The 26,193-nt window shown below is 64.3% G+C and carries 25 protein-coding genes; 4 read left to right on the top strand and 21 right to left on the bottom strand.

Annotated features, from left to right (window positions below):
• Positions 1-118: 118 nt before the first annotated feature.
• Positions 119-925, bottom strand: a complete 807-nt coding sequence (locus tag HV675_RS13410) for a sensor histidine kinase (protein WP_175111399.1) — start codon at positions 923-925, stop codon at positions 119-121.
• Positions 926-1,068: 143 nt separating this feature from the next.
• Here HV675_RS13410 and HV675_RS13415 point away from each other — a divergent pair, with 143 nt between their 5' ends.
• Entirely contained in the window at positions 1,069-1,410 is a 342-nt protein-coding gene (locus HV675_RS13415) for an FKBP-type peptidyl-prolyl cis-trans isomerase (protein ID WP_175111400.1), read from the top strand.
• Positions 1,407-2,231: a helix-turn-helix domain-containing protein gene (locus HV675_RS13420; RefSeq protein WP_377700607.1), complete on the top strand. Its 825-nt coding sequence runs from the start codon at positions 1,407-1,409 to the stop codon at positions 2,229-2,231. The genes HV675_RS13415 and HV675_RS13420 overlap by 4 nt, the downstream gene beginning before the upstream one ends.
• Positions 2,232-2,290: 59 nt before the next feature.
• Here the strand turns inward: HV675_RS13420 and HV675_RS13425 are convergent, their stop codons facing one another.
• The 19 genes from HV675_RS13425 to leuC form a co-directional block, all read right to left on the bottom strand.
• Positions 2,291-2,599, bottom strand: coding sequence for a hypothetical protein (locus HV675_RS13425; RefSeq protein WP_175111402.1), 309 nt, complete (start codon positions 2,597-2,599; stop codon positions 2,291-2,293).
• A 23-nt stretch (positions 2,600-2,622) separates the two neighbouring features.
• A complete protein-coding gene (locus tag HV675_RS13430; protein WP_175111403.1) occupies positions 2,623-3,819 on the bottom strand; it encodes an O-succinylhomoserine sulfhydrylase in 1,197 nt (398 codons plus the stop codon).
• Positions 3,820-4,062: 243 nt separating this feature from the next.
• The gene (purF, locus tag HV675_RS13435; protein WP_175111404.1) at positions 4,063-5,613 is read right to left on the bottom strand and encodes an amidophosphoribosyltransferase; all 1,551 of its coding nucleotides are present in this window, start codon (positions 5,611-5,613) and stop codon (positions 4,063-4,065) included.
• A 110-nt stretch (positions 5,614-5,723) separates the two neighbouring features.
• A complete protein-coding gene (locus tag HV675_RS13440; protein ID WP_175111405.1) occupies positions 5,724-6,218 on the bottom strand; it encodes a CvpA family protein in 495 nt (164 codons plus the stop codon).
• A gap of 7 nt (positions 6,219-6,225) precedes the next feature.
• Positions 6,226-7,221, bottom strand: coding sequence for an SPOR domain-containing protein (locus tag HV675_RS13445; RefSeq protein WP_175111406.1), 996 nt, complete (start codon positions 7,219-7,221; stop codon positions 6,226-6,228).
• A 28-nt stretch (positions 7,222-7,249) separates the two neighbouring features.
• The gene (folC, locus tag HV675_RS13450) at positions 7,250-8,560 is read right to left on the bottom strand and encodes a bifunctional tetrahydrofolate synthase/dihydrofolate synthase (RefSeq protein WP_175111407.1); all 1,311 of its coding nucleotides are present in this window, start codon (positions 8,558-8,560) and stop codon (positions 7,250-7,252) included.
• Positions 8,561-8,784: 224 nt separating this feature from the next.
• Positions 8,785-9,657 (bottom strand): acetyl-CoA carboxylase, carboxyltransferase subunit beta, encoded by an 873-nt coding sequence (gene accD / locus HV675_RS13455; protein ID WP_175111408.1) that lies wholly within the window; start codon positions 9,655-9,657, stop codon positions 8,785-8,787.
• A gap of 93 nt (positions 9,658-9,750) precedes the next feature.
• Complete coding sequence (trpA, locus tag HV675_RS13460) at positions 9,751-10,575, bottom strand: tryptophan synthase subunit alpha (protein WP_175111409.1); 825 nt, start codon at positions 10,573-10,575, stop codon at positions 9,751-9,753.
• Between the two features lie 89 nt (positions 10,576-10,664).
• Positions 10,665-11,615 (bottom strand): DNA-methyltransferase, encoded by a 951-nt coding sequence (locus HV675_RS13465; protein WP_175111410.1) that lies wholly within the window; start codon positions 11,613-11,615, stop codon positions 10,665-10,667.
• 11 nt (positions 11,616-11,626) lie between these two features.
• Positions 11,627-12,820, bottom strand: a complete 1,194-nt coding sequence (gene trpB, locus HV675_RS13470) for a tryptophan synthase subunit beta (RefSeq protein WP_175111411.1) — start codon at positions 12,818-12,820, stop codon at positions 11,627-11,629.
• A gap of 58 nt (positions 12,821-12,878) precedes the next feature.
• Complete coding sequence (locus tag HV675_RS13475; protein ID WP_175111412.1) at positions 12,879-13,613, bottom strand: phosphoribosylanthranilate isomerase; 735 nt, start codon at positions 13,611-13,613, stop codon at positions 12,879-12,881.
• Positions 13,610-14,422 carry a tRNA pseudouridine(38-40) synthase TruA gene (gene truA / locus HV675_RS13480; RefSeq protein WP_175111413.1) on the bottom strand — a complete coding sequence of 271 codons (813 nt, stop codon included), beginning with the start codon at positions 14,420-14,422 and terminating at the stop codon, positions 13,610-13,612. The genes HV675_RS13475 and truA overlap by 4 nt, the downstream gene beginning before the upstream one ends.
• Positions 14,422-17,013, bottom strand: coding sequence for a FimV/HubP family polar landmark protein (locus tag HV675_RS13485; protein ID WP_175111414.1), 2,592 nt, complete (start codon positions 17,011-17,013; stop codon positions 14,422-14,424). Before HV675_RS13485 ends, truA begins: the two co-directional genes overlap by 1 nt.
• Before the next feature lie 169 nt (positions 17,014-17,182).
• Positions 17,183-18,304 carry an aspartate-semialdehyde dehydrogenase gene (gene asd / locus HV675_RS13490; protein ID WP_175111415.1) on the bottom strand — a complete coding sequence of 374 codons (1,122 nt, stop codon included), beginning with the start codon at positions 18,302-18,304 and terminating at the stop codon, positions 17,183-17,185.
• A gap of 84 nt (positions 18,305-18,388) precedes the next feature.
• Positions 18,389-18,529 carry a hypothetical protein gene (locus HV675_RS13495; protein ID WP_175111416.1) on the bottom strand — a complete coding sequence of 47 codons (141 nt, stop codon included), beginning with the start codon at positions 18,527-18,529 and terminating at the stop codon, positions 18,389-18,391.
• Between the two features lie 167 nt (positions 18,530-18,696).
• The gene (gene leuB / locus HV675_RS13500; RefSeq protein ID WP_175111417.1) at positions 18,697-19,764 is read right to left on the bottom strand and encodes a 3-isopropylmalate dehydrogenase; all 1,068 of its coding nucleotides are present in this window, start codon (positions 19,762-19,764) and stop codon (positions 18,697-18,699) included.
• 84 nt (positions 19,765-19,848) lie between these two features.
• Positions 19,849-20,502, bottom strand: coding sequence for a 3-isopropylmalate dehydratase small subunit (gene leuD / locus HV675_RS13505; RefSeq protein ID WP_175111418.1), 654 nt, complete (start codon positions 20,500-20,502; stop codon positions 19,849-19,851).
• Between the two features lie 104 nt (positions 20,503-20,606).
• A complete protein-coding gene (locus tag HV675_RS13510) occupies positions 20,607-20,762 on the bottom strand; it encodes an entericidin A/B family lipoprotein (protein WP_425496135.1) in 156 nt (51 codons plus the stop codon).
• A gap of 5 nt (positions 20,763-20,767) precedes the next feature.
• Positions 20,768-22,177, bottom strand: coding sequence for a 3-isopropylmalate dehydratase large subunit (gene leuC, locus HV675_RS13515; protein ID WP_175111419.1), 1,410 nt, complete (start codon positions 22,175-22,177; stop codon positions 20,768-20,770).
• A 364-nt stretch (positions 22,178-22,541) separates the two neighbouring features.
• Between leuC and HV675_RS32760 the strand changes: the two genes are divergently transcribed.
• Together HV675_RS32760 and HV675_RS13525 are read left to right on the top strand one after the other, a co-directional pair.
• Positions 22,542-24,320, top strand: a complete 1,779-nt coding sequence (locus tag HV675_RS32760) for a methyl-accepting chemotaxis protein (protein ID WP_175111420.1) — start codon at positions 22,542-22,544, stop codon at positions 24,318-24,320.
• Positions 24,317-25,834: a chemotaxis protein CheW gene (locus HV675_RS13525; RefSeq protein WP_175111421.1), complete on the top strand. Its 1,518-nt coding sequence runs from the start codon at positions 24,317-24,319 to the stop codon at positions 25,832-25,834. The genes HV675_RS32760 and HV675_RS13525 overlap by 4 nt, the downstream gene beginning before the upstream one ends.
• Positions 25,835-25,940: 106 nt before the next feature.
• Here the strand turns inward: HV675_RS13525 and HV675_RS13530 are convergent.
• The coding region (locus HV675_RS13530; RefSeq protein WP_281364052.1) for a citrate/2-methylcitrate synthase at positions 25,941-26,193 on the bottom strand (253 nt) is incomplete at its 5' end.

The following is a 26,193-nucleotide window of genomic DNA, read 5'->3' on the forward strand; positions in this document are numbered from 1 at the left end:
GGACGCGCACGAATACACCGCGCGCGCGTCGCGCAAAAATCAGCCGCGTGTTCTGCTTGCAGGGACGCTGTGGCGAATAAGTGTGCGCGCGCAACTATCGAAGGCGCAGGCTCGCCGTTCATCCCGCATTCAACGGTATGCGCAGCGACAGCTTCACCGGCTGCCCGTCGACAAGCTCGCCCTGTTCGAACGCGCCTTCATGCGCCTCGGCCACGCGTTTGCACAGCGCGAGCACCCACGCGATGCGCCCCGACTCGCGTGGCTCGCACGCCTGCCTGCGCGCGAACATTTCGAGCAGATGCGGCAGCGATGCGTCTTCGAGCGCGTCGGGCGCCGCGGTGAACGTCGCGACCGCGTGCCACATCGACGTGTCCGCGCGCGTCTCCAGCACCACCGTCGAATGTTGCGCGCTCGCTTCGGTCGCGAATGTCAGCATCAGCCACAACGCCGCCGCCACGCGCTCGCGGTCGCCGTCCAGTTGCTCCGCGGCGAGCGGCGTCTCCAGCATGAGCCTCACGCCGCGCTGCTGCGCGAGCATGTCGCGCACGTCGATCACGGTCGTATCGACGAGTGGCCGCAGTTCAAAGCGCTCGCGATCGAGCGCGAGGTTTTTGGTCTCGGCGCGCGTCGTATCGACGATCGATTCGAGCAATTGCACCTGCTGCTCGACGCCGCTGCGAATGCCGGCGAGCGCGCGCTGCGCGGTCGCATCGGCGCCATCGACCTTGCGCTCGAGCACGTAGGCCCAGCTATGGATCGCGTTCAGCGGGCTGCGTAGATCATGAGAAACAAGCGACAGCACGTGATCGCGCATGAAAAGCGCGGTCTGCGCACATAAGCGAGCGGCGCGTTCCGATGCAGCGTTGCCGGGTACGCCCGGCTCTTCGCTGCTGCCTGCTGGGGAATGCGTGGTCACGATCGACATCCTTATAAGCGGTTCGTGGTTCGAATGGCTAGCCAACATTATAGGCAAGGCCCTCGCGCAAGAACGCACGACACGCCTGGTTCGCGGCGTACACACAACGCGCCTACAATACCGGTTTCGATCGACCCTCAATGGAGCAACTTATGCCGACCGTGACCACCGAATCCGGCCTGAAATACGAAGATCTGACCGAAGGCACCGGCGCTGAAGCGCACGCGGGCCAAACGGTCAGCGTTCACTACACCGGCTGGCTCACCGACGGCCAGAAATTCGACTCGAGCAAGGACCGCAACGACCCGTTCGCGTTCGTGCTCGGCGGCGGGATGGTGATCAAGGGCTGGGACGAAGGCGTGCAAGGAATGAAGGTGGGCGGCGTGCGCCGTCTGACGATTCCGCCTCAGCTCGGCTACGGCCCGCGCGGCGCGGGCGGCGTGATTCCGCCGAATGCGACGCTCGTGTTCGAAGTCGAACTGCTCGAGGCCTGAGCGTCACAGGCACGCAGTTCATGGCCAGCCGTCCTGTCACCGTCGCGTCGCCGAGCGTTTCGTTGCGGCGCTTCAGCCCGACCGAGGCGTCGGACCTGCACGACTTCCATCAGATCGTGCTCGGCCTCGACGGCTCGATGGTGATGGCGGTCGACGGCATCGAGCGCGAGATCGACCGGCGCTCCGCATGGCTGGTCCCGGCCGGCGCGCGGCACGATTATGCGGGCATCGGCGAAAACCGCCAGCTCGTGCTCGACTTGCCGGTCGCGTCGCTTGCGGTGCCCGCGCGGCTCTTCGATCGCGCGAAAACCTTCGATATCGACAGCGGATTGATGCGGCTGGTCGGCCAGGTTGCCCTGTGCGCGTCAGGCGATGCGCACGCGGACGATGGCGCGGCAGCGCTGCGCCGCTTCAATTGGGGTGCGGCCGCGCAACTGTGTGCGGCGCTCGTGCAAGGCGCCGGCAGCGCGGCGACGGGCGCGGCGGATGCGCAGGCGGCCACGGGCCTCGACTTTGCGCGTATCGACCGCTGGTTGCGCGCGCATCTTTCCGAGCCGTTGCGTATCGGCGATCTCGCCGCGCATTGCGGCTTCGGATTGCGGCGGTTTCATCAGCTTTTTATTGAGGCGTTCGGCGAGACGCCGCATCGTTATCTGCAGCGTCTGAGGCTCGATACGTCGATGACGCTGCTCGTCGATCCGCGGCGTTCGCTGTCGGATGTCGCGCTCGATGTCGGGTTTGGCGATCAGAGCGCGTATACGCATGCGTTTACGCGCCGCTTCGGGATTGCGCCTGGGCAGTGGCGCGCGTTGCGTCACTGAGTGCGGTTTCGCTGGTTTTCCTGCGGTTTGTTGCGCTGCTTAGTTGCTCTGCTTTGTCTTCACTGCCCACGTTGATGCGAACCGCGATGTTCGTTCGTGCGCGTGGTGCGGCGGTGGCTTCGACTGCTTCTCTGGCTTTGTCGCTTCTTTGGCTTTGTCGCTTCTTTGGCTTTGTCGCTTCTTTGGCTTTGTCGCTTCTTTGGCTTCGTCGCTTCTTTGGCTTCGTCGCTTCTTTGGCTTCGTCGCTTCTTTGGCTTCGTCGCTTCTTTGGCTTTGTCGCTTCTTTGGCTTTGTCGCTTCTTTGGCTTCGTCGCTTCTTTGGCTTTGTCGCTTGTGGCCTGGCGCCGCGTTGCACGACGCCAGGCCATCACATCACGCGTTCAGCCGCGCTTCAAACGCCCGCGTTCAGGCCGCGCTCGAGATCCGTGCGAATATCGGCCGCATCCTCCAGACCGACCGCAAGACGAATCAGCCCTTCGGTAATGCCTGCCGCGGCGCGCGCTTCCGGCGTGATGCGGCTGTGCGTCGTGGTCGCAGGATGCGTGATCGTCGTGCGCGTATCGCCAAGATTGGCGGTGATCGAGCAGATCTTCGCGTTGTCGATCACGCGCCATGCGCTCGCGCGCTGCGCGTCCGGCGTATCGCCCTTCAGATCGAATGACAGGATCGCGCCGCCCGCCTTCTGCTGACGCTTCGCAATCGCGTATTGCGGATGCGATTCGAGGCCCGGATAGAACACGCGCTTCACCGCCGGATGCATTTCGAGCCAGCGCGCAATCGCCATGGCGTTCGCCGACTGACGCTCGACGCGCAGCGATAGCGTTTCCATTCCCTTCAGTAGCACCCATGCGTTGAACGCGGATAGCGTCGGACCGGCGCTGCGCACGAACGGAAACACCTTTTCCATGATGAACTGCTTCGAGCCGACCAGCGCGCCGCCCAGCACGCGGCCCTGGCCGTCGAGAAACTTCGTCGCGGAATGCATCACGACGTCGGCGCCCAGTTTCAGCGGCTGCTGCAGCGCCGGGCTGCAGAAGCAGTTATCGACGACGAACAGCGCGTTCGCCGCCTTCGCGATCTTGCCGATCGCTTCGATATCGGCGACTTCGGTCAGCGGGTTCGACGGCGTTTCGAGGAAAAACATTTTCGTTTCCGGACGCACCGCGTTTTTCCATGCGTCGAGATCGGTCGGATCGACGAAGGTCGTCGTAATGCCGAACTTGCTGAAGATCTGCGAGAACATGCCGAGCGTCGAACCGAACAGGCTCTGCGAGCTGACGAGGTGATCGCCCGCCTGCATCGCCGACATCACCACCGAGAGAATCGCGCTCATTCCCGATGCGGTCGCCATGCACGCCTCACCGCCTTCGAGCGCCGCGAGCCGGTCCTGGAACATCGTCACAGTCGGGTTCGTGAAGCGCGAGTACGTGTATGAGTCTTCCGAATTCTTGAAGCGCTCGGCCGCTTCGGCGGCATTCGCAAACACGAAGCTCGAGGTCAGGAACAGCGCTTCCGAATGCTCGCCAAAGTCGCTGCGCAGCGTGCCCGAACGTACCGCGAGGGTGTCGAAATTGAAGTTGTCGTCCATGTTCGTTCTGTTTCCGTTGATTCACGCCGGCTGCCGTTTGCGTTCCGTTTGCATTCTTCCGGCAGCGGCAACAAAAAGCCCGCTTTGCGTCGGCATAAGCGGGCTGTATGTGCGGGAAGCTTCGAGCGTAGGCGGCGCTTTCGCTGACGCCGTTCACTTTAGCTGTTTCGGGTGGCCCGATCAGGCCGCCCCGCGTCCGCAAGCTGAACTCAAATCGACGCAAGCTCGGATTCTAACACCTCGTCATTCGACCGACAGCTGCAAGTGCAGCTGCGAGCGCGTGGTGCCGCCGTCCATCGCGTCACTCGCTGCATCACGGTCCGATTGCGCGGACGGCGCGAGGCGCGCGAGCTCGACGCCGTCGAGGTATTCGCTGGTCACATCGCCGGTGATGTAGTTGCCGTCGAAGCACGATGCCTCGAATTCCTTCAGCGCCGGATTGATGTCGCGCACCGCGCTCTTCAGCGCGTCGACGTCCTGGTACACCAGATAATCCGCGCCGATCATGCGCGCAACTTCGTCGTCGGAGCGGCCGTGCGCGACCAGTTCGCCGCGCGTCGGCATATCGATGCCGTACACGTTCGGGTACTTCACCGGCGGCGCCGCCGACGCGAAGATCACCTTGTTCGCGCCCGCATTGCGCGCCATCTGCACGATTTCGTGCGACGTCGTGCCGCGCACGATCGAATCGTCGACGATCAGCACGTTCTTGCCCTTGAACTCGATGCCCATCGCGTTCAGCTTCTGGCGCACCGACTTCTTGCGTACCGCCTGGCCCGGCATGATGAACGTGCGGCCCACATAGCGGTTCTTGAAGAAGCCTTCGCGATACTCGACGCCGAGCTTCGCCGCCACCTGCATCGCGGCCGGGCGGGACGAATCGGGAATCGGCATCACGACATCGATCTTCATATCCGCCGGCAGCACACGTTTGATCTTCTCGGCCAGATAGTCGCCCATGCGCAGACGCGCGTTGTAAACCGGCACGCCGTCGAGCACCGAATCCGGACGCGCGAGATACACGAGTTCGAAAATGCACGGGTTCAGCGTCGCGTTCGTCGCGCACTGCTGCGCGTGGAAATTGCCTTCGACGTCGATAAAGATCGCCTCGCCCGGTTGCACGTCACGCACGAATTCGAAGCCGATGCCTTCGAGCGCGACCGACTCCGACGCGAGCATCCATTCGGTGCCGTGGTCGGTTTCGAGCTTGCCGATGCACAGCGGACGGATGCCGAACGGATCGCGGAAACCGACGAGGCCGTAGTCCGCGATCAGCGAGACGATCGCGTACGAGCCGCGCACCCGCCGATGCACGCCCGACACGGCCTTGAACAGCGCCGGCGGGTCGAGCTGCAGACCGGAGCTCGCGAGCTGCAATTCGTGCGCGAACACGTTGAGCAGCACTTCGGTATCGGAATTCGTATTGATGTGGCGGCGATCGACGCGGAACATCTCGTCTTTCAACTGCGGCCAGTTGGTCAGGTTGCCGTTGTGCGCGAGGATGATGCCGAACGGCGCGTTCACGTAGAACGGCTGCGCTTCCTCCTCGCTCGACGCGGAACCCGCCGTCGGGTAGCGCACCTGGCCGATGCCGATCGTGCCGGGCAGACTGCGCATGTTGCGCGTGCGGAACACGTCGCGCACCATGCCGTTCGCCTTGTGCATATGGAAGTTGCTGCCGTCCGCCGTTGCGATGCCGGCAGCGTCCTGACCGCGGTGCTGCAGGAGCAGCAGGCTGTCATAGATTAGCTGGTTGACCGGGGATTGGGAAACTACGCCTACGATGCCGCACATGGCATGTCCTTCAAAGGTACGAAATTCGTTACGGCGGCCGGCTCGCGCCTGCCATTGCCGCGCTTCGCGAAACCGGTTGGACCCGATCGCCGCTCGCCGGCTCTGATCCGCTATACGCGGACGTACGCGGCAATCGCGTCGGGAAGCAACGGCTTCAACTCACGCACGCCCTGCTCCGCATACGGCCGCAGCAACGCATTGCGCCAGAATTCCTGCTGGGGCAGTTCGGTCAAGCCCGCGAGAGCGACCAGAATCAGCACCAGAATGACCCCGCGCAGGAGGCCGAACATCAATCCGAGCGAGCGATCGATACCGCTCAACCCCGACACCTGCACCAGCCGGCTGAGCAAGGCGTTGGCCACGCCCGCCACCAGCATCACGCCGATCACGATGAGCGCAAACGCGAGCAGCCACTGGGTCAACGCGCCGCCTGGCCAATGCTCCGGCATGTACGGTACGACGAAGCTGACAAAGCGACAGGCAATCAGAAATGCCGCGATCCAGCCGATCAACCCGAAAATCTCGGACAGAAAGCCGCGCCACGTGCCGCGCAGCGCCGACAGCGCAATCACCGCCATAACAGCGTAGTCGAACGCAGTGAACATCACCGGCTTATTGGGCCGAACCGTTGTTCGCGCCCGACGTCAAGCCGACTTCGCGAACCTTCGCGATGGCCGCCGACGCCGCGGCGCGGTCCGCGAACGGACCTGCGCGCAATAGCGTGTGCACCGAGCCGTCGGCCTGTTTCCGGCGCTCGGTATATGCGGGTACGCCCGCTGCTTTCAACCTGGCGGCCCAGTTGCGGGCGCTCGCGTCATCGGGGAACGAACCCAGTTGCACCGCGAAGCGGCTGCCCGGAGGCGCCGCCGGCGTGCCGGAATCGGTCTGCGCCGCGGTTGCGCTTTGCGTGGTGTTTTGGGTCGTGCTTTGTCTTGCGTTCGCGGCGGTTTCGGCCGCCGACGATCTGGCGGGTGTGCTCGCCGCCGCGGCGGTCTGGCCAGACTTCGCGGCCGGTTTAGCCGCCGTGGGCGCGGTGTTCGCTGCCGTGACTGGCGCTTGTTGCCATTTGCCAGAAGCTTGTGTTTGAGCCTGCGCTTGTGCTGTTGCCGCGTCTTGCGTCGCCGTGTGGCCGGACGAACCGGCTGCGGCAGTCGCCCGCGCTGACGAGGCCGACAGACTCGACGCGCCCTGCACGCCTGCCGTCGCGCCGGTGCCGGTTTCCGCCGGCACGGCCGGATTGTCAGGCGCGACGCCCGCCTGGGTGTCTTGCGGATCCTGCGTGCGCGCCCGCGACACGGGGCGGCTCGGAATATCGATTGAAATATCGTCGGTGACGGGTTTCGGGTGCGAATCGAGCACCATCGGCAGAATGACGACTGCCGCGACGACCAGCGCAATTGCGCCGACGAGGCGTCGGCGCGCCCGCTGCTTTTCCGGCAAGGTGGGATCGAGCAGCATCGCATCCGCGTCGCCGGCCCGTTCGGCACGCCGGGTCCGTCTTTCGACGCGCTCGCTACGATCGACCCCGCTTGAGCCCCGTTTAGAACTGGTAGGTGCGCCGCGCCGATTGGACGCGTCGTCTTTTTTGCCGAACGAGAAAATTCCCATGGATGCCTTGGTTCGAGGCTGCCCGCGTTCAGTGTTGCTGCGATTTCCGATAGGCCATCACACCCGCAACGGTAAAGAAACTGCCGAAGACCACGATTCTATCATTGCCGGACGCCCGTTTTAGCGCATCCTGAAAAGCTTCCGAGGGTGAAGCAAAGCGGGTGATGCTGCTGTCCGGACCGTCGCCGATACCGGCATCGTGCAGCGTGCGCTCCAGTTCCACCGCCGAGGCGCCGCGCGGCGTCGGCAGGTCGGTCACGCACCAGTGGTCGACTTCATCCTTCAGATGAGCGACCACGCTGGCGATGTCTTTATCTCGCATGGACCCGAACACCACGTAAGTGTACGGAAAATAGCCCATATTGCCGAGATTTTGCGCGAGTACGGCCGCAGCGTGCGGGTTGTGGCCGACGTCGAGCACAATGGACGGCTTGCCGGGCAACACTTGGAAGCGGCCGGGCAACTCGACGTTCGCAAGGCCGAGACGGATGTCCTGCGCGGAGACCGGCAGCCGGTCGCGCAGCGCTTCGAGCCCTGCGAGCGCCGCCGATGTGTTGATCAGCTGGTTCGCACCGCGTAGCGCCGGATACGCGAGCGCCGAGCGCCGCAGCGTGCGGCCCACGTAATTCCACTGCTGACGCTCGCTGCCCGCCTGCCCTTCGTAGCGGAAATCCCGCCCGAACAACCATAGATCCGCGCCGATCGTCTGCGCATGATCGATCAACGTCTGCGGCGGCAGCGGGTCGGCGCAAATCGCCGGCTTGCCCGCGCGGAAAATGCCGGCCTTCTCGAACGCGATTTTCTCGCGCGTATCGCCGAGGTATTCGGTGTGATCGATGTCGATGCTCGTGATGATCGCGCAATCGGTATCGAGGATATTGACCGCGTCGAGGCGGCCGCCGAGGCCCACTTCCATGATCACCGCGTCGAGGCCGCGCGATGCGAACAGCTGCATGATCGCGAGCGTCGTGAACTCGAAGTAGGTGAGCGACGGCGGATCGGCGAGGCTCGTGCGCGCCTTTTCGACGGCTTCGAAGTGTGGAAGCAGTTCGGCGTCGCTGGCAAGCTGGCCGTTCACGCGCGCACGCTCGTTGAACGCCAGCAGATGCGGCGACGTGTGGCAGCCGACCGTATAGCCGGCGCGCAGCAGGATCGACTCGAGAATCGCGCAGGTCGACCCTTTACCGTTGGTGCCGCCGACGGTGATCACCGGGCACGCGAACGTCAACTGCAAGGCATCGCGGACCCGGCTGATCCGCTCGAGGCCCATATCGATGCCGACGGGATGCGCAGTTTCGAGATGCGTGAGCCACGCGTTGAGGGTGGGGAATGTGGTCATCGGATGAAACGGAAGTGCGGGTCGCAAATTATCCCGGAAACGACAACGCGCCGCTTGACTGCCGTCAGCGGCGCGTTGTTCTGTCGCGGCGGCGCAGCGCCGCTATCTGCTTGCTTGTGTGCACGCCGGGCGCAATCGCACGCATGCGTCGCCGTCTCCAGCACCAGCGCTATCGCGGTTATTCGCGCCGCGTCGCACAACCCAACGGCGGCGCCTTCGCGAAATCAGGCGACCGCGTCCGCCGGCTGGCGCGTCAGCAGCGCCATCAGTTGCGCGAGTTCTGCACGCAGCTTGCGGCGGTCGACGATCATGTCCACCGCGCCTTTCTGCAGCAGGAATTCGGCTCGCTGGAATCCTTCCGGCAGCTTCTCGCGCACCGTCTGTTCGATCACGCGCGGGCCGGCGAAGCCGATCAGCGCCTTCGGCTCCGCGATCACGACATCCCCCAGGAACGCGAAGCTCGCCGATACGCCGCCCATCGTCGGATCGGTCAGCACCGAGATAAACGGCAGCTTGGCCTCGGCGAGACGCGTCAGCATTGCGGTGGTTTTCGCCATCTGCATCAGCGACAGCAGGCTTTCCTGCATGCGCGCGCCGCCCGATGCGGTAAAGCAGATAAACGGCACATGCTGCTCGATCGCATTCTGCGCGCCGCGCGCGAAACGTTCGCCGACCACCGAGCCCATCGAGCCGCCCATAAACGAGAACTCGAAACACGCGACCACCACCGGCAACGTATGAATCGCGCCGCCCATCACGACCATCGCGTCGGTTTCGTCGGTTTCGTCGATCGCCTCTTTCAGGCGGTCCGGATACTTGCGGCTGTCCTTGAACTTGAGCGCGTCGACCGGCAGGATTTCCTGGCCGATCTCATAGCGACCTTCCGCATCGAGCAGCCCGTCGAGCCGCTCGCGCGCGCCGATCCGCATATGGTGGTCGCACTTCGGACAGACGTGCAGATTCGCCTCGACGTCGTTGCGATACAGCACGGCCTCGCACGACGGGCATTTGATCCACAGCCCTTCCGGAATGCCCTTGCGGCTTTTCGGATCGGTTTGCTTGATTTTCGGCGGCAGCAGTTTATCGAGCCAGCTCATATTGATTTTCTCCGGGTCTTCAGGACGCTTTATCGCACGATATGCGCATAAAGCGTTCCGATGACCGATTTCTACTGTTGGTCGGTGGCGTGATCAGGCGCCTGTGCGAGCGCCTGCGCCGATCGCGTCGATGGCCTGACGGATTTCCCTGATAAAGCGGGTCAGCGCTTCAGCGGCGGCGTCGGGGGCCGCGTCTTCGAGCAGATTGACGATCCGGCTGCCGATCACGACCGCATCCGAGATTTCCGCCACTGCACGCGCCGATTGCGCATCGCGAATGCCGAATCCGACTCCGACCGGCAGCGGCACCCGCGACTTGATGGCCGGGATTTTACCTGCAATATCAAGAACGTCCAGATGCGCCGCACCGGTCACACCTTTCAACGACACGTAATACACGTAGCCGCTCGCGATGCGGCCGACCGCGGCGATGCGCTCGTCGGTCGATGTCGGCGCGAGCAGGAAGATCGGATCGATGCCGGCCGCCTTCATTGTGTCGGCGAACGGTGCGCACTCTTCGGGCGGATAGTCGACTACCAGCACGCCGTCCACGCCGGCTTCTTTTGCGGCTTTGGCGAACGCGTCGGCGCCGATCCGCTCGATCGGGTTCGCGTAGCCCATCAGCACGATCGGCGTTTTGTCGTCGCGCTCGCGAAAGCGCTTCACGTCGGCCAGCACGTCGCGCAGCGTGACGCCCTTGGCGAGCGCGCGCTCCGACGAACGCTGGATGACGGGGCCGTCCGCCATCGGGTCGGAGAACGGCACGCCGAGTTCGATCACATCCGCACCGCCTGCGACGAGCGCATGCATGAATTCGACGGTGCGCGCCGGATCGGGATCGCCCGCGGTGATGAACGGGATCAGCCCTTTGCGCTTCTGTGCGGCCAATGCCGCAAATATCTGGTTAATTCGGGACATATTCAATTTTCTCGAAGTCGATTGACTGCGCTTTTGCCGGCGGCATGGCCAGCCTCGGGTTTGCGGTTGTTTCGGGCGGCTGGATCAGCTCAAACCGCCGCCACCGACGCAACCGATGCCGCCGCCAAACTGACGCGTTCTCGCGCTATCGCGCAGTAACTTTCGTTAATTTCATAGCCAACGAACTGGCGCTGCTGCCGCGCGCAGGCAACCGCGGTGGTGCCGCTCCCCATGAACGGATCGAGCACGCGGCCGCCCGGCGGGCAACTCGCGAGCACCATCCGCTCGACGATCTCCAACGGCTTTTGCGTCGGATGCGCGACCCGCTCGGCATGTTGCCGATGCAGGCGCGACACCGACCAGACGTCTTTGGGGTTGTAGCCCATCTCGAGCCACTTGCTGCCTTCGAACAACTTGCGCGAACGCGCCTTCTTCGTGACCGCATCGTACGGGATACGGACGGGATCGAGATCGAAGTAATAATCTTTCGACAGCGCGAAGAGACCGATGTTGTCGTGCACCGACGTGAAACGCCGCGTGGTGCCGCCCATGCTCGGCACGCGCCGGTCCCAGATGATCTCGTTGACCATCGTGAGCTTCGTCTTCAGAAAGCAGAAGATTTCCGGCGCGTACTGCCACGTGCAAAAGATATACAGCGAACCGGACGGCTTGAGCTTCGGAACAGCCAGTTCCAGCCACTCGCGCGTCCATGCGAGAAAATCGTCGCCCGAACGCATGTCCGAATCGTTGCCGTAGTCCTTGCCGAGCCCGTACGGCGGATCGGCGAGGATCAGGTCGATCGACTGGTCCGGCAGGTTCGCCGCATCGGTCAGGAAATCGCGGTTGCGAAGTTCGATCGTAGCCGGCGTCGGCAGCAGCTGCGCGGGGACGGCGGCCTGCATAACCGGGGAGCGCTCGTGCGCCACCCGCGGTTGCGCATCCGGCTGCGCCATAGGCACAGGAGCGGCCGGCGCCGCTTGCCCCGTCTCTGCCGCAGCCGTGTCGAGCGCCGGTTGCGATTCGTCGAACTCGTCGCGCATCACCGCGGCGCTCAGAACTTGATACCCGATCGCTCGGCGACCGTGTGCATGTCCTTGTCGCCGCGGCCCGACAGGTTGACCAGCAGGATCTTGTCCTTCGGCAGCGTCGGCGCGAGTTTGGTCGCATACGCAAGCGCGTGGCTCGATTCGAGCGCCGGGATGATGCCTTCGATCCGGCAGCAATCGTGGAACGCCTTCAGCGCTTCTTCGTCGGTGATGCTGACGTATTGCGCGCGGCCGCTATCTTTGAGCCACGCGTGCTCGGGGCCCACACCCGGGTAGTCGAGACCCGCCGAGATCGAATGCGTCTCGATGATCTGCCCGTTTTCGTCCTGCAGCAGATACGTGCGGTTACCGTGCAGCACGCCCGGCGTGCCGCCGGTCAGCGACGCGGCGTGACGCCCGGTGTCGATGCCGTCGCCGGCCGCTTCCACACCGATCAGTTGCACCGATTTGTCGTCAATATACGGGTAAAAGATGCCCATCGCGTTCGAACCACCGCCAATGCACGCGATTACCGAATCCGGCTGGCGGCCGGCGAGTTCGGGCATCTGCACCTTGCATTCGTCGCCGATCACGCGCTGGAAGTCGCGCACCATCATCGGATACGGGTGCGGGCCGGCCACCGTGCCGATGATGTAGAAGGTGTTTTCGACGTTGGTCACCCAGTCGCGCATTGCTTCGTTCAGCGCATCTTTCAGCGTGCGCGAGCCGGATTCGACCGGCACCACCGTCGCGCCAAGCAGCTTCATGCGGTACACGTTCGCGGCCTGACGATGGACATCTTCCACGCCCATATAAACCACGCATTCCATACCGAAGCGCGCCGCAATCGTCGCGGTCGCCACGCCGTGCTGGCCGGCGCCCGTTTCCGCGATCACACGCGGCTTGCCCATGCGTTTGGCGAGCAGCGCCTGGCCGATCACGTTGTTCACCTTGTGGGCGCCGGTATGGTTCAAGTCCTCGCGCTTCAGATAAATCTGCGCGCCGCCGAGCAGTTGGCTCCAGCGCTGCGCGTGATAAATCGGCGAAGGACGGCCGACGAAGTGCTTCAGTTCGCGCTGATATTCGGCGATGAAGTCTGCGTCTTTCTGGGATTTCTCGTATGCGATGCGCAGTTCTTCGAGCGCATGCATCAAGGTTTCGGCGACGAACACGCCGCCATATTGGCCGAAATGGCCTCGTTCATCAGGTAAATTGTACATATCGTCACTCGCTTCAGTATGCCGGGCCGGCGTTCATTGAACGCTTGCCGGGCCTGAATCATCCAGCGTCCGCTTGTCGAACCGCGTGTACGAACGCCGCCATTCGGGCGTGGTCCTTCACGCCCTTGGCGCCCACCACTTCGATGCCGCTCGAGACATCGACCGCGTACGGGCGCACGCGACGTATCGCTTCACCGACGTTTTGCGCGTTCAACCCACCACTCAAAACGGCCCGACGCGCGAGCTCTGCTGGAATAAGTGACCAATCGAAAACCTTCCCGCCGCCGCCATAGCCCTCGACATGGGTGTCGAATAACAGACCGCTGGCAGCCGAATAGTTGAGGGCCGATTTTACCAAATCGCCCGGTTGAGTATCAGGCCCTACCCGGAGTGCGCGCAACCATGGCAAACCCGCGACGCCGGCAAGCGACTCGCACTGGTCCGGCGTCTCGTCGCCATGGAATTGCAGCAACGAGAGCGGCACGTTGCAGACGACCTCGCGCAGCCAGTCCGGCGTCGCGTTGACGAACAGTCCGACCACCGAAAGAAACGGCGGTATGTTGCGCGTCAGTTCGACGGCTTGCGCGACGCTGAGGGAACGCGGGCTCGGCGGATAGAACACGAAGCCGATTGCGTCGGCGCCGAGTTCGACCGCGCATTCGATGTCCGACGGCTTCGACAGTCCGCACAGCTTGATCCGCGTGCGGTGCGGCGCGGTGCCCGGACAGGTCGAATCCGCGGTGTCGGCGTTGGTTGCGCCGGCATTCGCCGGCTGGCTCGAGGTTGCGTTCATGATGGCGGTGTGTCGTCGTTCCAGACGTGGCTCCACGGCACGCTGCCGACCGGCGCGGCCGGCACTGCGTATTCGTCCGGGTACCCTACCCGCGCCAGATACAGGCCGTCGGGCATGAAAGTCGGCGCCGCGCGGCTGCGTTCGCGGCTGGCCAGCACGTCCGCCAGCCAGTCGACAGGATACCGCCCCCGCCCGATTGCGATGAGGCAGCCCATCAGGTTGCGCACCATGTGATGCAGGAACGCGTTCGCGCGAAACCGCAGGTGAATGAAGTCGCCGTCGCGGCGCACGTCGATCTGAGACAGATGCTTGACCGGTGTCTTCGCCTGGCATTCCGACGAGCGGAATGCCGAAAAGTCATGCTCGCCGATCAGGCACGCGGCGGCGGCGCGCATCGCGTCGACGTCAAGCGGCGTATGGATCCAGCCGGCACGGCCCACGAACATCGGCGAGCGCACCGGATGCACATAGAGCACGTAGTAATACGTGCGCTCGAATGCCGAAAATCGCGCGTGGAATGTGTCCGGCATCGGCTTGGCCCATTGCACGGCGACCGTCGACGGCAGGAATGCATTGGTGCCGCGCACCCACGAGAATTCGGCGCGCTCGAGTTCGGTGTCGAAATGGACAACCTGGCCCAGCCCATGCACGCCGGTGTCCGTCCGGCCGGCGACCACCGTCTGCAGCGGCGTCTGCGCAAACTCGCGCAGCGCGCGCTCCAGTTCGTCCTGCACTGTCTTGCCATGCGGCTGCGACTGCCAGCCGTAAAATGCCGCGCCATCATACTGGACGCCCAGTGCAATACGCATCACGACAGCGGCGCGAGTGTCGACAGCATCGCGCGGGCTTCGTTGCTGGTTGCCGCGTCGTTGGATTCGATCACTTCGTTGATCAGTGTCCGCGCGCCGGCGACATCGCCGAGCTCGATATATTCGGCGGCCAGTTCGAGCTTGTTGCGTGCAATCCGCGCCAGTTCCTGCGGCGTGAACGTCGGCAGCGGCTGCGCGGGACTCGCCGGCAGTTCCAGGTCGAAGTCGAGCGCGAGCGGGCCGTATTTGGCGGCCCCCATGCCGGCGATTGCGCCATGACCGGCGGTGCCGGCCTCGATCTGCTCGCCGACGCGCGGCGACTCCGGCTCATGCGGCGGGACGGCCTGCTGCGCGGTAATCTCGGGCTCGACGACGGGTTGCGTCGTGAGCGACGCCGGCGGCGTAACCGGTTCGCCGGTTTCGCCGCGCGGCGGCAGCGACAGGTCGAGACTGTCGAACGCGTCGAGCGCGGCGCGTGGAAACTGCGGCAAGGTCGCGCGGTTTTCGTCCGGTTCCGTGCCGAGCAGTTCGTGGTCCGACGGCAGGGCCGACGGCGGCTGTGGCTCGTCGGGTTGCGGCTGCTGCGCTTCGTCGGCCGTGGGTTCGGTGGGCTCGACGGACTCGACGGGCGGCGATGGAACCTCGGGTTCGTCGGCGGGGGCGTCTGTTATCGAGTGTGCGGAGTCGATCCCGGCGTCAGCCAGCGTCGCGATGTCCGGTGGCAATTCCGGCGTCGCAGGCGTGGCCGATTCATGCGCAACAGCATCTGCTTCAGCGGCAGGCGGCTCTTCAGGCTCGCCATGTTCGCCGCGATCTGCAGGCGCGGCAAACGGCTCGCCTATGGGCACACGATCGCCGGCGTGGTGCTCATGTGAATCGAGATCGTGGCGCTCACGCGTCAATTCGGAAGATTCATCGCGTACCGCCGCGGCATCCAGCGCGGCAGCGGCCGCGAGGCCAGCCGCTGCCGCTGCGCCCGCGCCGCTACCCGCTGTCTGCGTGACGCCCTCCGTCGGCGCGTTCGTCGGCCGCTCCGATGCGTGGCGCAGTTGCGGCGCGACGTCATCGGCTGCGGACGGCACGCGCTCGGTCAACGACGGCACATCATCGGCGTCGTCGGCCGATATCTCATGCGATGTGGTGGATTCACCGGCCTTCGCCATCGCATCGTAAGCACTGGCGCCACGGCGCCCCGTATCGAGCGACACGGCAGGCGCCGGCTGCCCATCGTGCGCCGCGTCTTGCGCGGACGCCGCGAGCGTCGCGGTCGCCGATGCGTCACTCCGCTTGCGCCGACGCATCGCGAGCCCCGCAACCAGCGCGGCCAACGCGGCGCCGATCAGCGCGGCGAGACCGACGTATTCCTGCTTCGATAGCAAGGTCGGCGCAAACAACTGTTGGGGCGCCTGGGACGCCGCCGGCGCGACCGGCGAATGCGCGCGCGCCGCAGAGGGACCCGTGGCCGGCGATGCGCCAGGCTGTGAGGGCGACAGGCCATTTGACGCAGCGGCGCCACTGGCTGCCTGTGGCGTTCCGGCGGACCTGCCGATGCCGTGTTTCTGCAACTCCATCAGCACGCGATTTTTCAGCGCGAGCAGTTGTTGAAGGCTGGAAACCTGCGCGCGTGCCGGCGACGCAGGTTGCGGCGCACTGGCGGACGCGGCCTGCGCGCCGCTAGCACCCGCGGCGGGCTGGCTGCCCGGCGCCGACTGGATCGAACCCGACCATACGTTTCCATTGCTTGCCGCAGCGGCTTGCGAAGCGCTCGCGCCTGCGGCCTGCACGACCGGCGACGCGGCGGATACCGGCGTCGCCGCACTCGCGGATGCCGGCGTGGCCGCCGCGGCGGATGCGCTTGCGGCAGCTGGCGTGCTTGCCGCGTTCGCCGTTGTCGCTGCGCTTGCCGATGTGGCCGCTGCGACCGCGCTTGCCGATGTTGTCCCTGTTGCCGCTGCCGCTGTTGCCGCGCTTGCCGATGTGGCCGCCCCCGTGGCCGCCCCCGTTGCACTCACGCCGGCGGCGGCAGAACCGGCCTGCTCACGCGCTTCCTGCGCCGCGCTCGCGCCCGCCGTTGCCGCCGTTGCCGCCGAGGCTGCAGGCGCACGCGCGGCGTTGCCCGTCATCGTCGCCGCGCCTGCCGGTGCGGCAACCCCGGAAGCCGTGGCCGTGGCCGCAGCCGCCGTCGCAACCACGGCCGACGATGCAGCCGCCCCCGCCAGCGCCCCCGTCGCATCGAGCGCGGGCACGTTGAGCACCGCACCGATTTTCATCCGGCTGGGGTCGTTCTTCATGAACGCGCTGGGATTCGCATCGAAGATCGCGCGTGCGGCACGAGCCAGCACCGCGCGATCGTGCGATTGCGTGATCGCGATCGCGACGTCGTTCAGCGACTGTCCCGCTTGCACGGTGACCTGACTCGCCGCGACGGGCGCGCTCGCAACAGCAGGTGCGCTTGCCGCGGCGCGACTCGCGGCCGACGCCTGAGCGGCATACGTTTGCGCAGCGACCAGCAAAACGGCGGCCGTCACCGCACGGCATCGCGCGCCGTCAAACACGGCCGCGGCATGCAGAAATTGAAATCGAGCGATCATCGGAGCTCCGCGCGCGTCGTCGCGCAGCCCGGATGGCCGAAGCCTGTTTGCGCTGTTAGCGATGAACAAAGACAAGATGGTCGAACGCCCAATGAAAAAAGCGCCGCGAAAATCGCGACGCCTTTATGTTGCTGTAAGTGTTATACGCGTCTGAAGCGCGTAGTTTACTTTACTTGTCGAGCAGAATGCGAAGCATACGACGCAGCGGTTCGGCGGCGCCCCACAGCAGCTGATCGCCGACCGTGAACGCGGACAGATATTCGCCGCCCATCGCCAGCTTGCGCACACGGCCGACCGGCACCGTCAGCGTACCGGTCACGACCGCCGGCGACAGATCGCGCATCGACGCTTCGCGCTCGTTCGGCACCACCTTCACCCAGTTGTTACCCGACGCGAGAATGCTGTTCACCTCGTCGAGCGGCACGTCCTTCTTCAGCTTGATGGTGAGCGCCTGCGAGTGGCAGCGCATGGCGCCGATCCGCACGCACAGGCCGTCGACGGGCACCGAACCCGGCTCGCCCATAGCCGGCTTGCCGAGAATCTTGTTGGTTTCCGCGCCGCCCTTCCACTCTTCCTTCGACATGCCGTTGCCGAGATCCTTGTCGATCCACGGAATCAGCGAGCCGGCGAGCGGCACGCCGAAGTGCCGGGTCGGCATGCTGTCGCTGTTCATCGCCGACAGCACCTTGCGGTCGATATCGAGAATGGCCGATGCGGGATTCGCGAGATCGCCCTGCGCCGCACCGTGCAGCGTGCCCATCTGCTGCAGCAGTTCGCGCATATTCTGCGCTCCCGCGCCCGATGCGGCCTGGTACGTCATCGCGGTCATCCAGTCGATCAGGTTCTCGCGGAACAGGCCGCCCAACGCCATCAGCATCAGGCTCACCGTGCAGTTGCCGCCGATGAAGTTTTTCTGCCCTTTCACGAGCGCGTTCTTGATCACCTCGAGGTTGACCGGGTCGAGGATGATGACCGCGTCGTCCTTCATGCGCAGCGCCGACGCCGCGTCGATCCAGTAGCCGTTCCAGCCTGCCGCGCGCAGCTTCGGGAACACCTCGTTCGTATAGTCGCCGCCCTGGCAGGAGATGATCGCATCGCACTTCTTCAGGTCGTCGATGCTGTTCGCGTCTTTGAGCCGGGTCTCGTTTTTGGCGAACGACGGTGCATTGCCGCCCGCATTGCTGGTGCTGAAAAACACCGGTTCGATCAGATCGAAATCGCGCTCCTGCTGCATCCGTTGCATCAGGACGCTGCCGACCATGCCGCGCCAACCTACGAGACCTACGTTCATGACTTCATACCCTTGGAGTGGACGCTTCCCCGCAACTTTGCCCGGCGTGACCGCGCGGGGAAGACGGGCGGGCACGGCGGACGATCAGCTTTTCGTGATCGTTTTCGGGGTAATCGCTTTAATGAGCGCTTTAATGAGCGCTTCGATGGCAATGGCGAGTTCGGTCACACGGGCTGTTTCGCCGTGCTTGTTCGAGACCGACATGATTTGAGAAATCTGCGCCATCGCGTGAGTTTACACGAAAATCGTGATTTGGCGGGTTTCCGCCTGTTTCAGGCACGAACGATGCTCAAAAGGGCCTCATTCGTGCGATTCTTACGCTTTCATTCGCTACTGGTCTGCACGCGCGGGCGAGCGCCGGCCGAAGCGGCGCCGCCCGCCCGCGCTTCGCGTTACAGCGCAGCGACGACCGCGTCGCCCATCGCCGCAGTGCCGACCTGCTTGCAACCGGGCGTTACGATGTCGCCGGTGCGCAAGCCCTGCTCGAGCACCTTCTTCACCGCGTTTTCGATGCGCTCCGCCTGCTCCGCCTTGTTCAGCGAATAGCGCAGCATCATCGCGGCCGACAGGATGGTCGCGAGCGGGTTCGCGACGCCCTTGCCCGCGATATCCGGCGCCGAGCCGTGCGATGGCTCGTACAAGCCCTTGTTGTTCTTGTCGAGCGACGCCGACGGCAGCATGCCGATCGAGCCGGTCAGCATCGCAGCCTCGTCGGACAGAATGTCGCCGAACATATTGCCGGTGACGATCACGTCGAACGACTTCGGCGCCTTCACGAGCTGCATCGCCGCGTTGTCGACGTACATATGCGACAGCTCGACGTCCGCGTATTCCTTCGCGACGTCGATCATCACGTCCTTCCACAGCTGCGACGTTTCGAGCACGTTCGCCTTGTCGACCGAGCACAGCTTCTTGCCGCGCTTTTGCGCCGCCTGAAACGCGACATGCGCGATGCGGCGCACTTCGGGCTCCGAATAACGCATCGTGTCGAAGCCCTCCTTCGCACCGGCGAACGGGCCGTCCGGCGCCTCGCGCACGCCGCGCGGCGCGCCGAAGTAAATATCGCCATTCAGTTCGCGCACGATCAGGATGTCGAGGCCCGCGACGATTTCGGCTTTGAGCGACGACGCGCCCGTCAACTGCTCATAGCAGATCGCCGGACGGAAATTCGCGAACAGCTGCAGATGCTTGCGCAAGCCGAGAATGGCCTGCTCGGGGCGCAGCGCGCGCTCGAGCTTGTCGTACTTCCAGTCGCCGACCGCGCCGAACAGAATCGCATCGGCTTCTTTCGCGAGCTTGAGCGTCGCGTCGGGCAGCGGATGGCCGGCCGCTTCGTAGCCGGCGCCGCCGACCGGCGCTTCTTCAAGCTCGAACTTCTCGCCGAGCCTGTTCAGCACCTTCACGGCTTCCTTGACGATTTCCGGACCAATACCATCGCCGGGCAAGACAGCAATCTTCATGCGTGTTTCCTTATTCGTGTGTGGCGAGACGTATCACGCAGATTTTCGTCCCGCATGCAAAAAGCGGCAAAGCGAACCGCCCGCTCAGCCGACGATGCGGTGCCCAAGCCAAGGCTGCTTCGCCAGACGCTCCGCTTCGAACTGGCGAATCTTGTCCGCCTGACGCAGCGTGAGCCCGATGTCGTCGAAGCCGTTCAGCAGGCAGTACCGGCGGAACGCGTCCACCTCGAACTTGTACTCGGCGCTGCCGTCGGCTGTGCGGACCACCTGCGCGTCGAGGTCGATGGTCAGCTGGAAGCCGGTGAACGCGAAGGTCTCGTTGAACAGATGATCGACCTGCTGCTCGGTCAGCACGATCGGCAACAGGCCGTTCTTGAAGCAGTTGTTATAGAAGATGTCGGCGAAGCTCGGCGCGATCAGCGCGCGAAAGCCGTATTGCTGCAACGCCCACGGCGCATGCTCGCGCGAGCTGCCGCAGCCGAAGTTCTGCCGGGCGAGCAGTACCGACGCGCCCTGGTAGCGCGGCTGGTTCAACACGAAGTCCGGATTCAGCGGGCGCTTCGTGTTGTCCATGCCCGGTTCGCCGTGGTCGAGATATCGCCATTCGTCGAACGCGTTCGGGCCGAAGCCGCTGCGCTTGATCGACTTCAGGAACTGCTTCGGAATGATCGCGTCCGTATCGACGTTCTCGCGATCGAGCGGCGCGACGAGGCCGGTGTGTACGGTGAATTTGTCCATGACGCTTATGCCTGTTCAGAGCCGGAACCGCGTGCGCGCAAGCGTTGCCTGCGCACCGCGAGGCCGGTGTTTAGATCAAGTATTCATGCAAACGCGACGCTGCTTCACTTCGCCGCGTTGCTGATCGCCCTACCGGTCGCGCTCAGGTCCTGGCCCATGCCGTTGAAGGTATTGCAGCCGGCCAGACCGAGCAGCAGTCCTGCCAGCGCAACCCGTGCGACCGGGCGCAGCAGCGCGGTGTTCAAGCGACGATTCATCATGCTGTTCAACCCAGCTTGCGAATATCGACGAAATGCCCCTCGATCGCGGCCGCGGCGGCCATCGCGGGACTGACGAGGTGCGTACGCCCGCCCGCACCCTGGCGGCCTTCGAAGTTGCGGTTCGACGTCGACGCGCAACGCTCGCCCGGCTCCAGCCGGTCCGAATTCATCGCGAGGCACATCGAGCAGCCCGGCTCGCGCCATTCGAAACCGGCATCGGTGAACACCTTGTCGAGACCCTCGCGTTCCGCTTGCGCTTTCACGAGGCCCGAGCCCGGCACGACCATCGCGAGACGGACGTTCGCCGCGACGCGGCGGCCGAGCTTCCGCACGACCCACGCAGCCGCGCGCAGATCTTCGATGCGCGCGTTCGTGCACGAGCCGATAAAGATCTTGTCCGGCTTGATCGATTCGATCGGCAGGTTCGGTTCGAGCGCCATGTACTGCAGTGCGCGCTCCATCGCACTACGCTTGACCGGATCTTTCTCGCGTTCCGGGTCCGGCACGCGCCCGTCGATCGACGTCACCATTTCCGGCGACGTGCCCCACGTGACTTGCGGCACGATCTGCGCGGCGTTCAGTTCGACGACGCGGTCGAAATGCGCGTCCGGGTCGGACTTGAACTGCTTCCAGTAGGTGACCGCCTGCTCCCATTCGGCGCCCGACGGCGTGAACGGCCGGTCTTTCAGGTACTCGATGGTGGTGTCGTCGACCGCGACCATGCCGGCGCGCGCGCCGGCTTCGATCGCCATGTTGCAGACCGTCATCCGGCCTTCCATCGACAGCGCGCGAATCGTCGAACCGCCGAATTCGATCGCATAACCGGTGCCGCCCGCGGTGCCGATCTTGCCGATGATCGCGAGCACGATGTCTTTCGCGGTACAGCCGCGCGGCAGCGCGCCTTCGACTCTCACCAGCATGTTCTTGCTCTTCTTCTGCAACAGCGTCTGGGTGGCGAGCACGTGCTCGACTTCCGACGTGCCGATGCCATGCGCAAGCGCGCCGAACGCGCCGTGCGTCGACGTGTGCGAGTCGCCGCAGACGATCGTCATGCCGGGCAGCGTCGCGCCCTGCTCGGGCCCGATGATGTGCACGATGCCCTGCCGCATGTCATTCATCTTGAACTGCGTGATACCGAACGAATCGCAGTTCGCATCGAGCGTATCCACCTGCAGCTTCGACACCGGGTCCGCGATGCCGTGACTGCGGTCGGTAGTGGGCACGTTGTGATCGGACACCGCCAGGTTCGCGCTGATGCGCCACACCGGACGCTGGGCCAGCTTCAGACCTTCGAAGGCCTGCGGACTGGTGACTTCATGCAGCAGGTGACGGTCGATATAGAGCAGCGCCGTGCCGTCTTCTTCGGTGTGGACGACGTGGCTGTTCCACAATTTGTCGTAGAGAGTCTGTGCCATGGTATGCGGGGACGTTGTGACTACATTGCTGTGGGTCGGGGCATTATGCCACGCAGTGCGTACCGGATGCGCGCACAAACCGGAAAAACCCGATAAAAAACAGTAGCTTGGCTGGTAGTTCCGGTACCTGTATCGCGGCCACCCGGCAGTGCAAACGCAAATTCTTCAGACGAAAAACCTGATGCGAATTAAGCGCCCATTCCGGTATTAGGCTTATCCGGACGATGAAAAAATACAATCAGAAATAAAACGTTTGCGCGACGAATTTAGCTCGGCAGCACTTTATTTATTCCGAATACGGTCGATACAACAAGCATACCGCTCGATAGCGAGACACTGCGTCAATCCTTCGACTCAACGGAACATGAACGACCAAAATTATGCGACTGCCGCGCCGGAAACCGGCCACCTCGAAAGCGACTTGCCCGCGCTCTGGACGGCAATAGAACGGGAACGCGCGGTGATCGTGTTCGACGCGGCAGGCTTTGTTAGACGTGCCAACATGCGGTTCCTCGAACTGATGGGGTTCCCCGAAAACGAACTGATCGGCCAGCATCACCGCCTGCTCTGCGCCGCGGACTACGCGGCGAGCGCCGAATACCGCCAGTTCTGGCTCGACCTGAAAGCGGGCAAGACCGTCCACGGCGAATTCCGCCGAATCGCGAAAGACGGTCGCAAAGTGTGGATGCACGCGACCTACACGCCGATCATGGACGCCGCGGGCGAGTTGCAGAAGGTCGTCAAGGTCGCGTCGGACATGACGGAAGGTCGTCAGCGGGCCGACGATCATGCCGGCAAGGTGGCTGCCATCGACCGGGTCCAGGCCGTCGCCGAGTTCGATCTGCGCGGCTTCGTGCTCGATGCGAATGCGGGTTTCCTGACGCTGATGGGATACGCGCTCGACGAGATCAACGGACAGCACCATCGGATGTTCTGCGAGTCCTCCTATACGAGCAGCGACGCATACAGAGTCTTCTGGGAGAAACTCGGCCGGGGCGAACACGATGCGGGCCAATATCGACGAATCGCGAAAAACGGGGGCGAGCGCTGGATCCAGGCGTCATACAACCCGGTCTTCGATGGCGAAGGCCGTCTGATCAAGGTCGTGAAGTTCGCGACCGACATCACGCAGTACAAGTTCCGCGCGGCAGAGCAGGAAAGCCAGCTCGCTGCGATGGATCGCGCCAACGCGACGATCGAATTCGATCTGACCGGCGTCGTCCTCAAGGCGAACCAGAATTTCCTGAACACCATGGGCTATCTCGAACGCGAAATCGTCGGCCAGCATCACAAGATGTTCTGCGAACCTGCGTATGTCGCGTCGGCCGATTACCGCGATTTCTGGTCGCGTCTCGGCCGCGGCGAATTCGATTCGGGCCGCTATCTTCGGGTGAGCAAGCACGGTTATCGCGTGTGGCTGCAGGCCACCTACAACCCGGTTTTCGACGCGGACGGCAAACCGGTGAAGGTCGTCAAATTCGCGACCGACATCACCGCTGAAGTCGAACGCGAGCAGAAGGTGCAGGCGAACGTGCTCGCGATGAGCGAGAAGATCACCGAACTGTCGCGCTCGATCACCGGCATTGCGGCGAGCACGAAAGAAGCGGCATCGATCGCGACCGAGACGCAACAGGAAGCGGAAGAAGGCGGCGCCGTGCTCAACCATTCGATCGACGCCATCCGTCAGATCGAAAAATCGTCCAGCGCGATCACCGAGATCGTGAAGCTGATCGACGATCTCGCGAGCCAGACCAACATGCTCGCGTTCAACGCGGCGATCGAGGCCGCGCGCGCGGGCGAACACGGCTATGGCTTTTCGGTGGTCGCGAGCGAAGTGCGCAAGCTCGCGGAGCGCTCGTCGGAAGCGACGCGACAGATCAACCGTCTGATCGGCGAATCCATCGAGCGCGTCGAAGTGGGCAGCAAGACTTCGACAAAGGCCGTCGAAGGCTTCGATCGCATCCGCTCGGGCGTGGACCGGACTTCGCATACGATCCGCGCGATTCACGAAGTGACCGAGCAGCAGGCGGTCGCCACGCGCACGGTGGCCGACCTTCTGCAGGAGCTGATCTCCGTCGGCCGCGAATCCGGCGACGCGGCGCCGGGCGTAGCGGCACGAGACGGCAAACCGGTGCGCGTATGAGCGCGCTTGCTTCCGGCGTGCATGGCGTTGGCCGCGGCACGACTGCCACGCGCCGTCTCGCGCTCGGCAAAGTCGTGATCGGCGGGGAGGTGTTCGGCATTCCAGCTGCGTCGATGGTGGAAGCTGTCGACGTGCCGGAAGCATTCAGCAGAATCCCGCGTGGCCCGCAGCATCTGCTGGGGCTGTTCCGTCTGCGCGAGGAACTGGTGCTGGCGCTCGACGCGGCCAGCGCACTCGGCATCGCCACGCCCGAATCGCATGCCGCAAGGCACGTGCTGATCGTAGAGCATGCGGGCTGCCGCTTCGGGCTCGCCGTCGATGCGCTCGGCACGCTGGTGGAAGTCGAACCAGACAGCCTGAGCACGCTGCAGGGCAGCGCAGGCGAAGCGCGTCCATGCCACGTCAGTTGCGTCGATCCGCAGACGGGCGACGTACTGCGGATTCTCGATGTCGAAGCGCTGACGGCGCTGCCGGGGGTTGCCGGATTGCGCAACGAAGACGCCGGCGCGCCGCGCGACGTGCGCGAGACCGTGCGAGCTGCCGCGGGCAGCCGTCAATACGCGCTGGTGCGCAGCGGCGCGTTGCTGCTGGGTATCGACGCGAAAGACATCCGTTCGATCGAACCGATGCCTGTGCTGCGTCAACCGCTGCCCGAGAATCGCCAGTTTCTCGGCGTGGCGCTCTGGCGTGAACGGAACGTCGCGGTACTGTCGATGTCGTCGTTGCTTGGCCTGCCTCAGGCGCAGACGGGCAACGACGCGGTGTTCATGGTGCTCGAACTCAACGGCCTGCCGATGGGGGTGCTGGTCGATGAACTCGTGGACCTCTCGACGCTGGGCGCGGCACAGATCAAGCCCCTCGCCGCAACGGCACTCGCGCAGCCGCGGCTTTTCTCCGGCAGCTGCGCGCTCGAGACGGGGCGTCATGCGTTAATCGTCGACACCGTCGCGCTCGCCGATTCGGAGGATGTGCTTGCGCTGCGCCACGGCGATCTCGGCCTCGATCAACCGGTCGAAGACCGACGCTATTCGTCCGGCCCGACGCACGGCGCGAGTGGCCGCAGCGCCGGATTGATCGTGTTTCGCGTCGGCGACGAACAACTCGCATGCCATACCGAAGACATCGCCGAAATCACCGAATTTCCACAGCAGGTCACGAAGCTCGGCGAAGCGGACCATGTGGCCATGCTCGTCGCGTGGCGCGGCGAACTGATCGAGCTGTTCGATCTGACGGCCGGACTCGATGCGTCGCACTCGCAGCGTGCAGCGCCGCGCTACATGCTCGTCGCGCGAAGCGCGGACCGGCATCGCGGGTTCGGCGTGTCGGACCTGTCAACGCTCGTCGGTCCGCATGAACCCGTGGTAACCGGTTCGATCGTCGATGTCGGCTCGGGACAACCCCGCCGGCTTGTGACGGTCGGCGCAGGCGAAAACCGCGGCACGTACCGGCTGGTTGACTTCGGTCGCTGGCAGGCCAACGCGCAGGCCGTACGCGTTCTTTCGATCCGCAAATGAACAACGCCTCAACGGCGAATAACCGTTGAGGCGTGTGTTCATGTATTCCGGCATCGGCGCGGCGCCTGAGCCGCGACTCGCCAGACAAGCGCGCGACCCGCTCCGCTTAGCGCTTCGCGAGCGGCTTCGCTTCGCGCGGCGTTTCGCCGATAAAGAGCTGGCGCGGACGGCCGATCTTCTGCTCCGGATCCGCAATCATCTCGTTCCACTGCGCGATCCAGCCCACCGTGCGCGCCATCGAGAAGATACAGGTGAACATCGACGTCGGAATGCCCAGCGCGCGTTGCACGATGCCCGAGTAGAAGTCGACGTTCGGATACAGCTTGCGCGACACGAAATATTCGTCTTCCAGCGCGATC

Source organism: Paraburkholderia solisilvae (genome assembly GCF_902859875.1).
GTDB lineage: Bacteria > Pseudomonadota > Gammaproteobacteria > Burkholderiales > Burkholderiaceae > Paraburkholderia > Paraburkholderia solisilvae.

Coding starts and splice junctions, on each gene's coding strand:
- HV675_RS13410 (WP_175111399.1), bottom strand. CDS start 925: ATGTCGATCGTGACCACGCATTCCCCAGCAGGCAGCAGCGAAGAGCCG.
- HV675_RS13415 (WP_175111400.1), top strand. CDS start 1,069: ATGCCGACCGTGACCACCGAATCCGGCCTGAAATACGAAGATCTGACC.
- HV675_RS13425 (WP_175111402.1), bottom strand. CDS start 2,599: ATGGCCTGGCGTCGTGCAACGCGGCGCCAGGCCACAAGCGACAAAGCC.
- HV675_RS13430 (WP_175111403.1), bottom strand. CDS start 3,819: ATGGACGACAACTTCAATTTCGACACCCTCGCGGTACGTTCGGGCACG.
- purF (WP_175111404.1), bottom strand. CDS start 5,613: ATGTGCGGCATCGTAGGCGTAGTTTCCCAATCCCCGGTCAACCAGCTA.
- HV675_RS13440 (WP_175111405.1), bottom strand. CDS start 6,218: ATGTTCACTGCGTTCGACTACGCTGTTATGGCGGTGATTGCGCTGTCG.
- HV675_RS13445 (WP_175111406.1), bottom strand. CDS start 7,221: ATGGGAATTTTCTCGTTCGGCAAAAAAGACGACGCGTCCAATCGGCGC.
- folC (WP_175111407.1), bottom strand. CDS start 8,560: ATGACCACATTCCCCACCCTCAACGCGTGGCTCACGCATCTCGAAACT.
- accD (WP_175111408.1), bottom strand. CDS start 9,657: ATGAGCTGGCTCGATAAACTGCTGCCGCCGAAAATCAAGCAAACCGAT.
- trpA (WP_175111409.1), bottom strand. CDS start 10,575: ATGTCCCGAATTAACCAGATATTTGCGGCATTGGCCGCACAGAAGCGC.
- HV675_RS13465 (WP_175111410.1), bottom strand. CDS start 11,615: ATGCGCGACGAGTTCGACGAATCGCAACCGGCGCTCGACACGGCTGCG.
- trpB (WP_175111411.1), bottom strand. CDS start 12,820: ATGTACAATTTACCTGATGAACGAGGCCATTTCGGCCAATATGGCGGC.
- HV675_RS13475 (WP_175111412.1), bottom strand. CDS start 13,613: ATGAACGCAACCTCGAGCCAGCCGGCGAATGCCGGCGCAACCAACGCC.
- truA (WP_175111413.1), bottom strand. CDS start 14,422: ATGCGTATTGCACTGGGCGTCCAGTATGATGGCGCGGCATTTTACGGC.
- HV675_RS13485 (WP_175111414.1), bottom strand. CDS start 17,013: ATGATCGCTCGATTTCAATTTCTGCATGCCGCGGCCGTGTTTGACGGC.
- asd (WP_175111415.1), bottom strand. CDS start 18,304: ATGAACGTAGGTCTCGTAGGTTGGCGCGGCATGGTCGGCAGCGTCCTG.
- HV675_RS13495 (WP_175111416.1), bottom strand. CDS start 18,529: ATGGCGCAGATTTCTCAAATCATGTCGGTCTCGAACAAGCACGGCGAA.
- leuB (WP_175111417.1), bottom strand. CDS start 19,764: ATGAAGATTGCTGTCTTGCCCGGCGATGGTATTGGTCCGGAAATCGTC.
- leuD (WP_175111418.1), bottom strand. CDS start 20,502: ATGGACAAATTCACCGTACACACCGGCCTCGTCGCGCCGCTCGATCGC.
- HV675_RS13510 (WP_425496135.1), bottom strand. CDS start 20,762: ATGATGAATCGTCGCTTGAACACCGCGCTGCTGCGCCCGGTCGCACGG.
- leuC (WP_175111419.1), bottom strand. CDS start 22,177: ATGGCACAGACTCTCTACGACAAATTGTGGAACAGCCACGTCGTCCAC.
- HV675_RS32760 (WP_175111420.1), top strand. CDS start 22,542: ATGAACGACCAAAATTATGCGACTGCCGCGCCGGAAACCGGCCACCTC.
- HV675_RS13525 (WP_175111421.1), top strand. CDS start 24,317: ATGAGCGCGCTTGCTTCCGGCGTGCATGGCGTTGGCCGCGGCACGACT.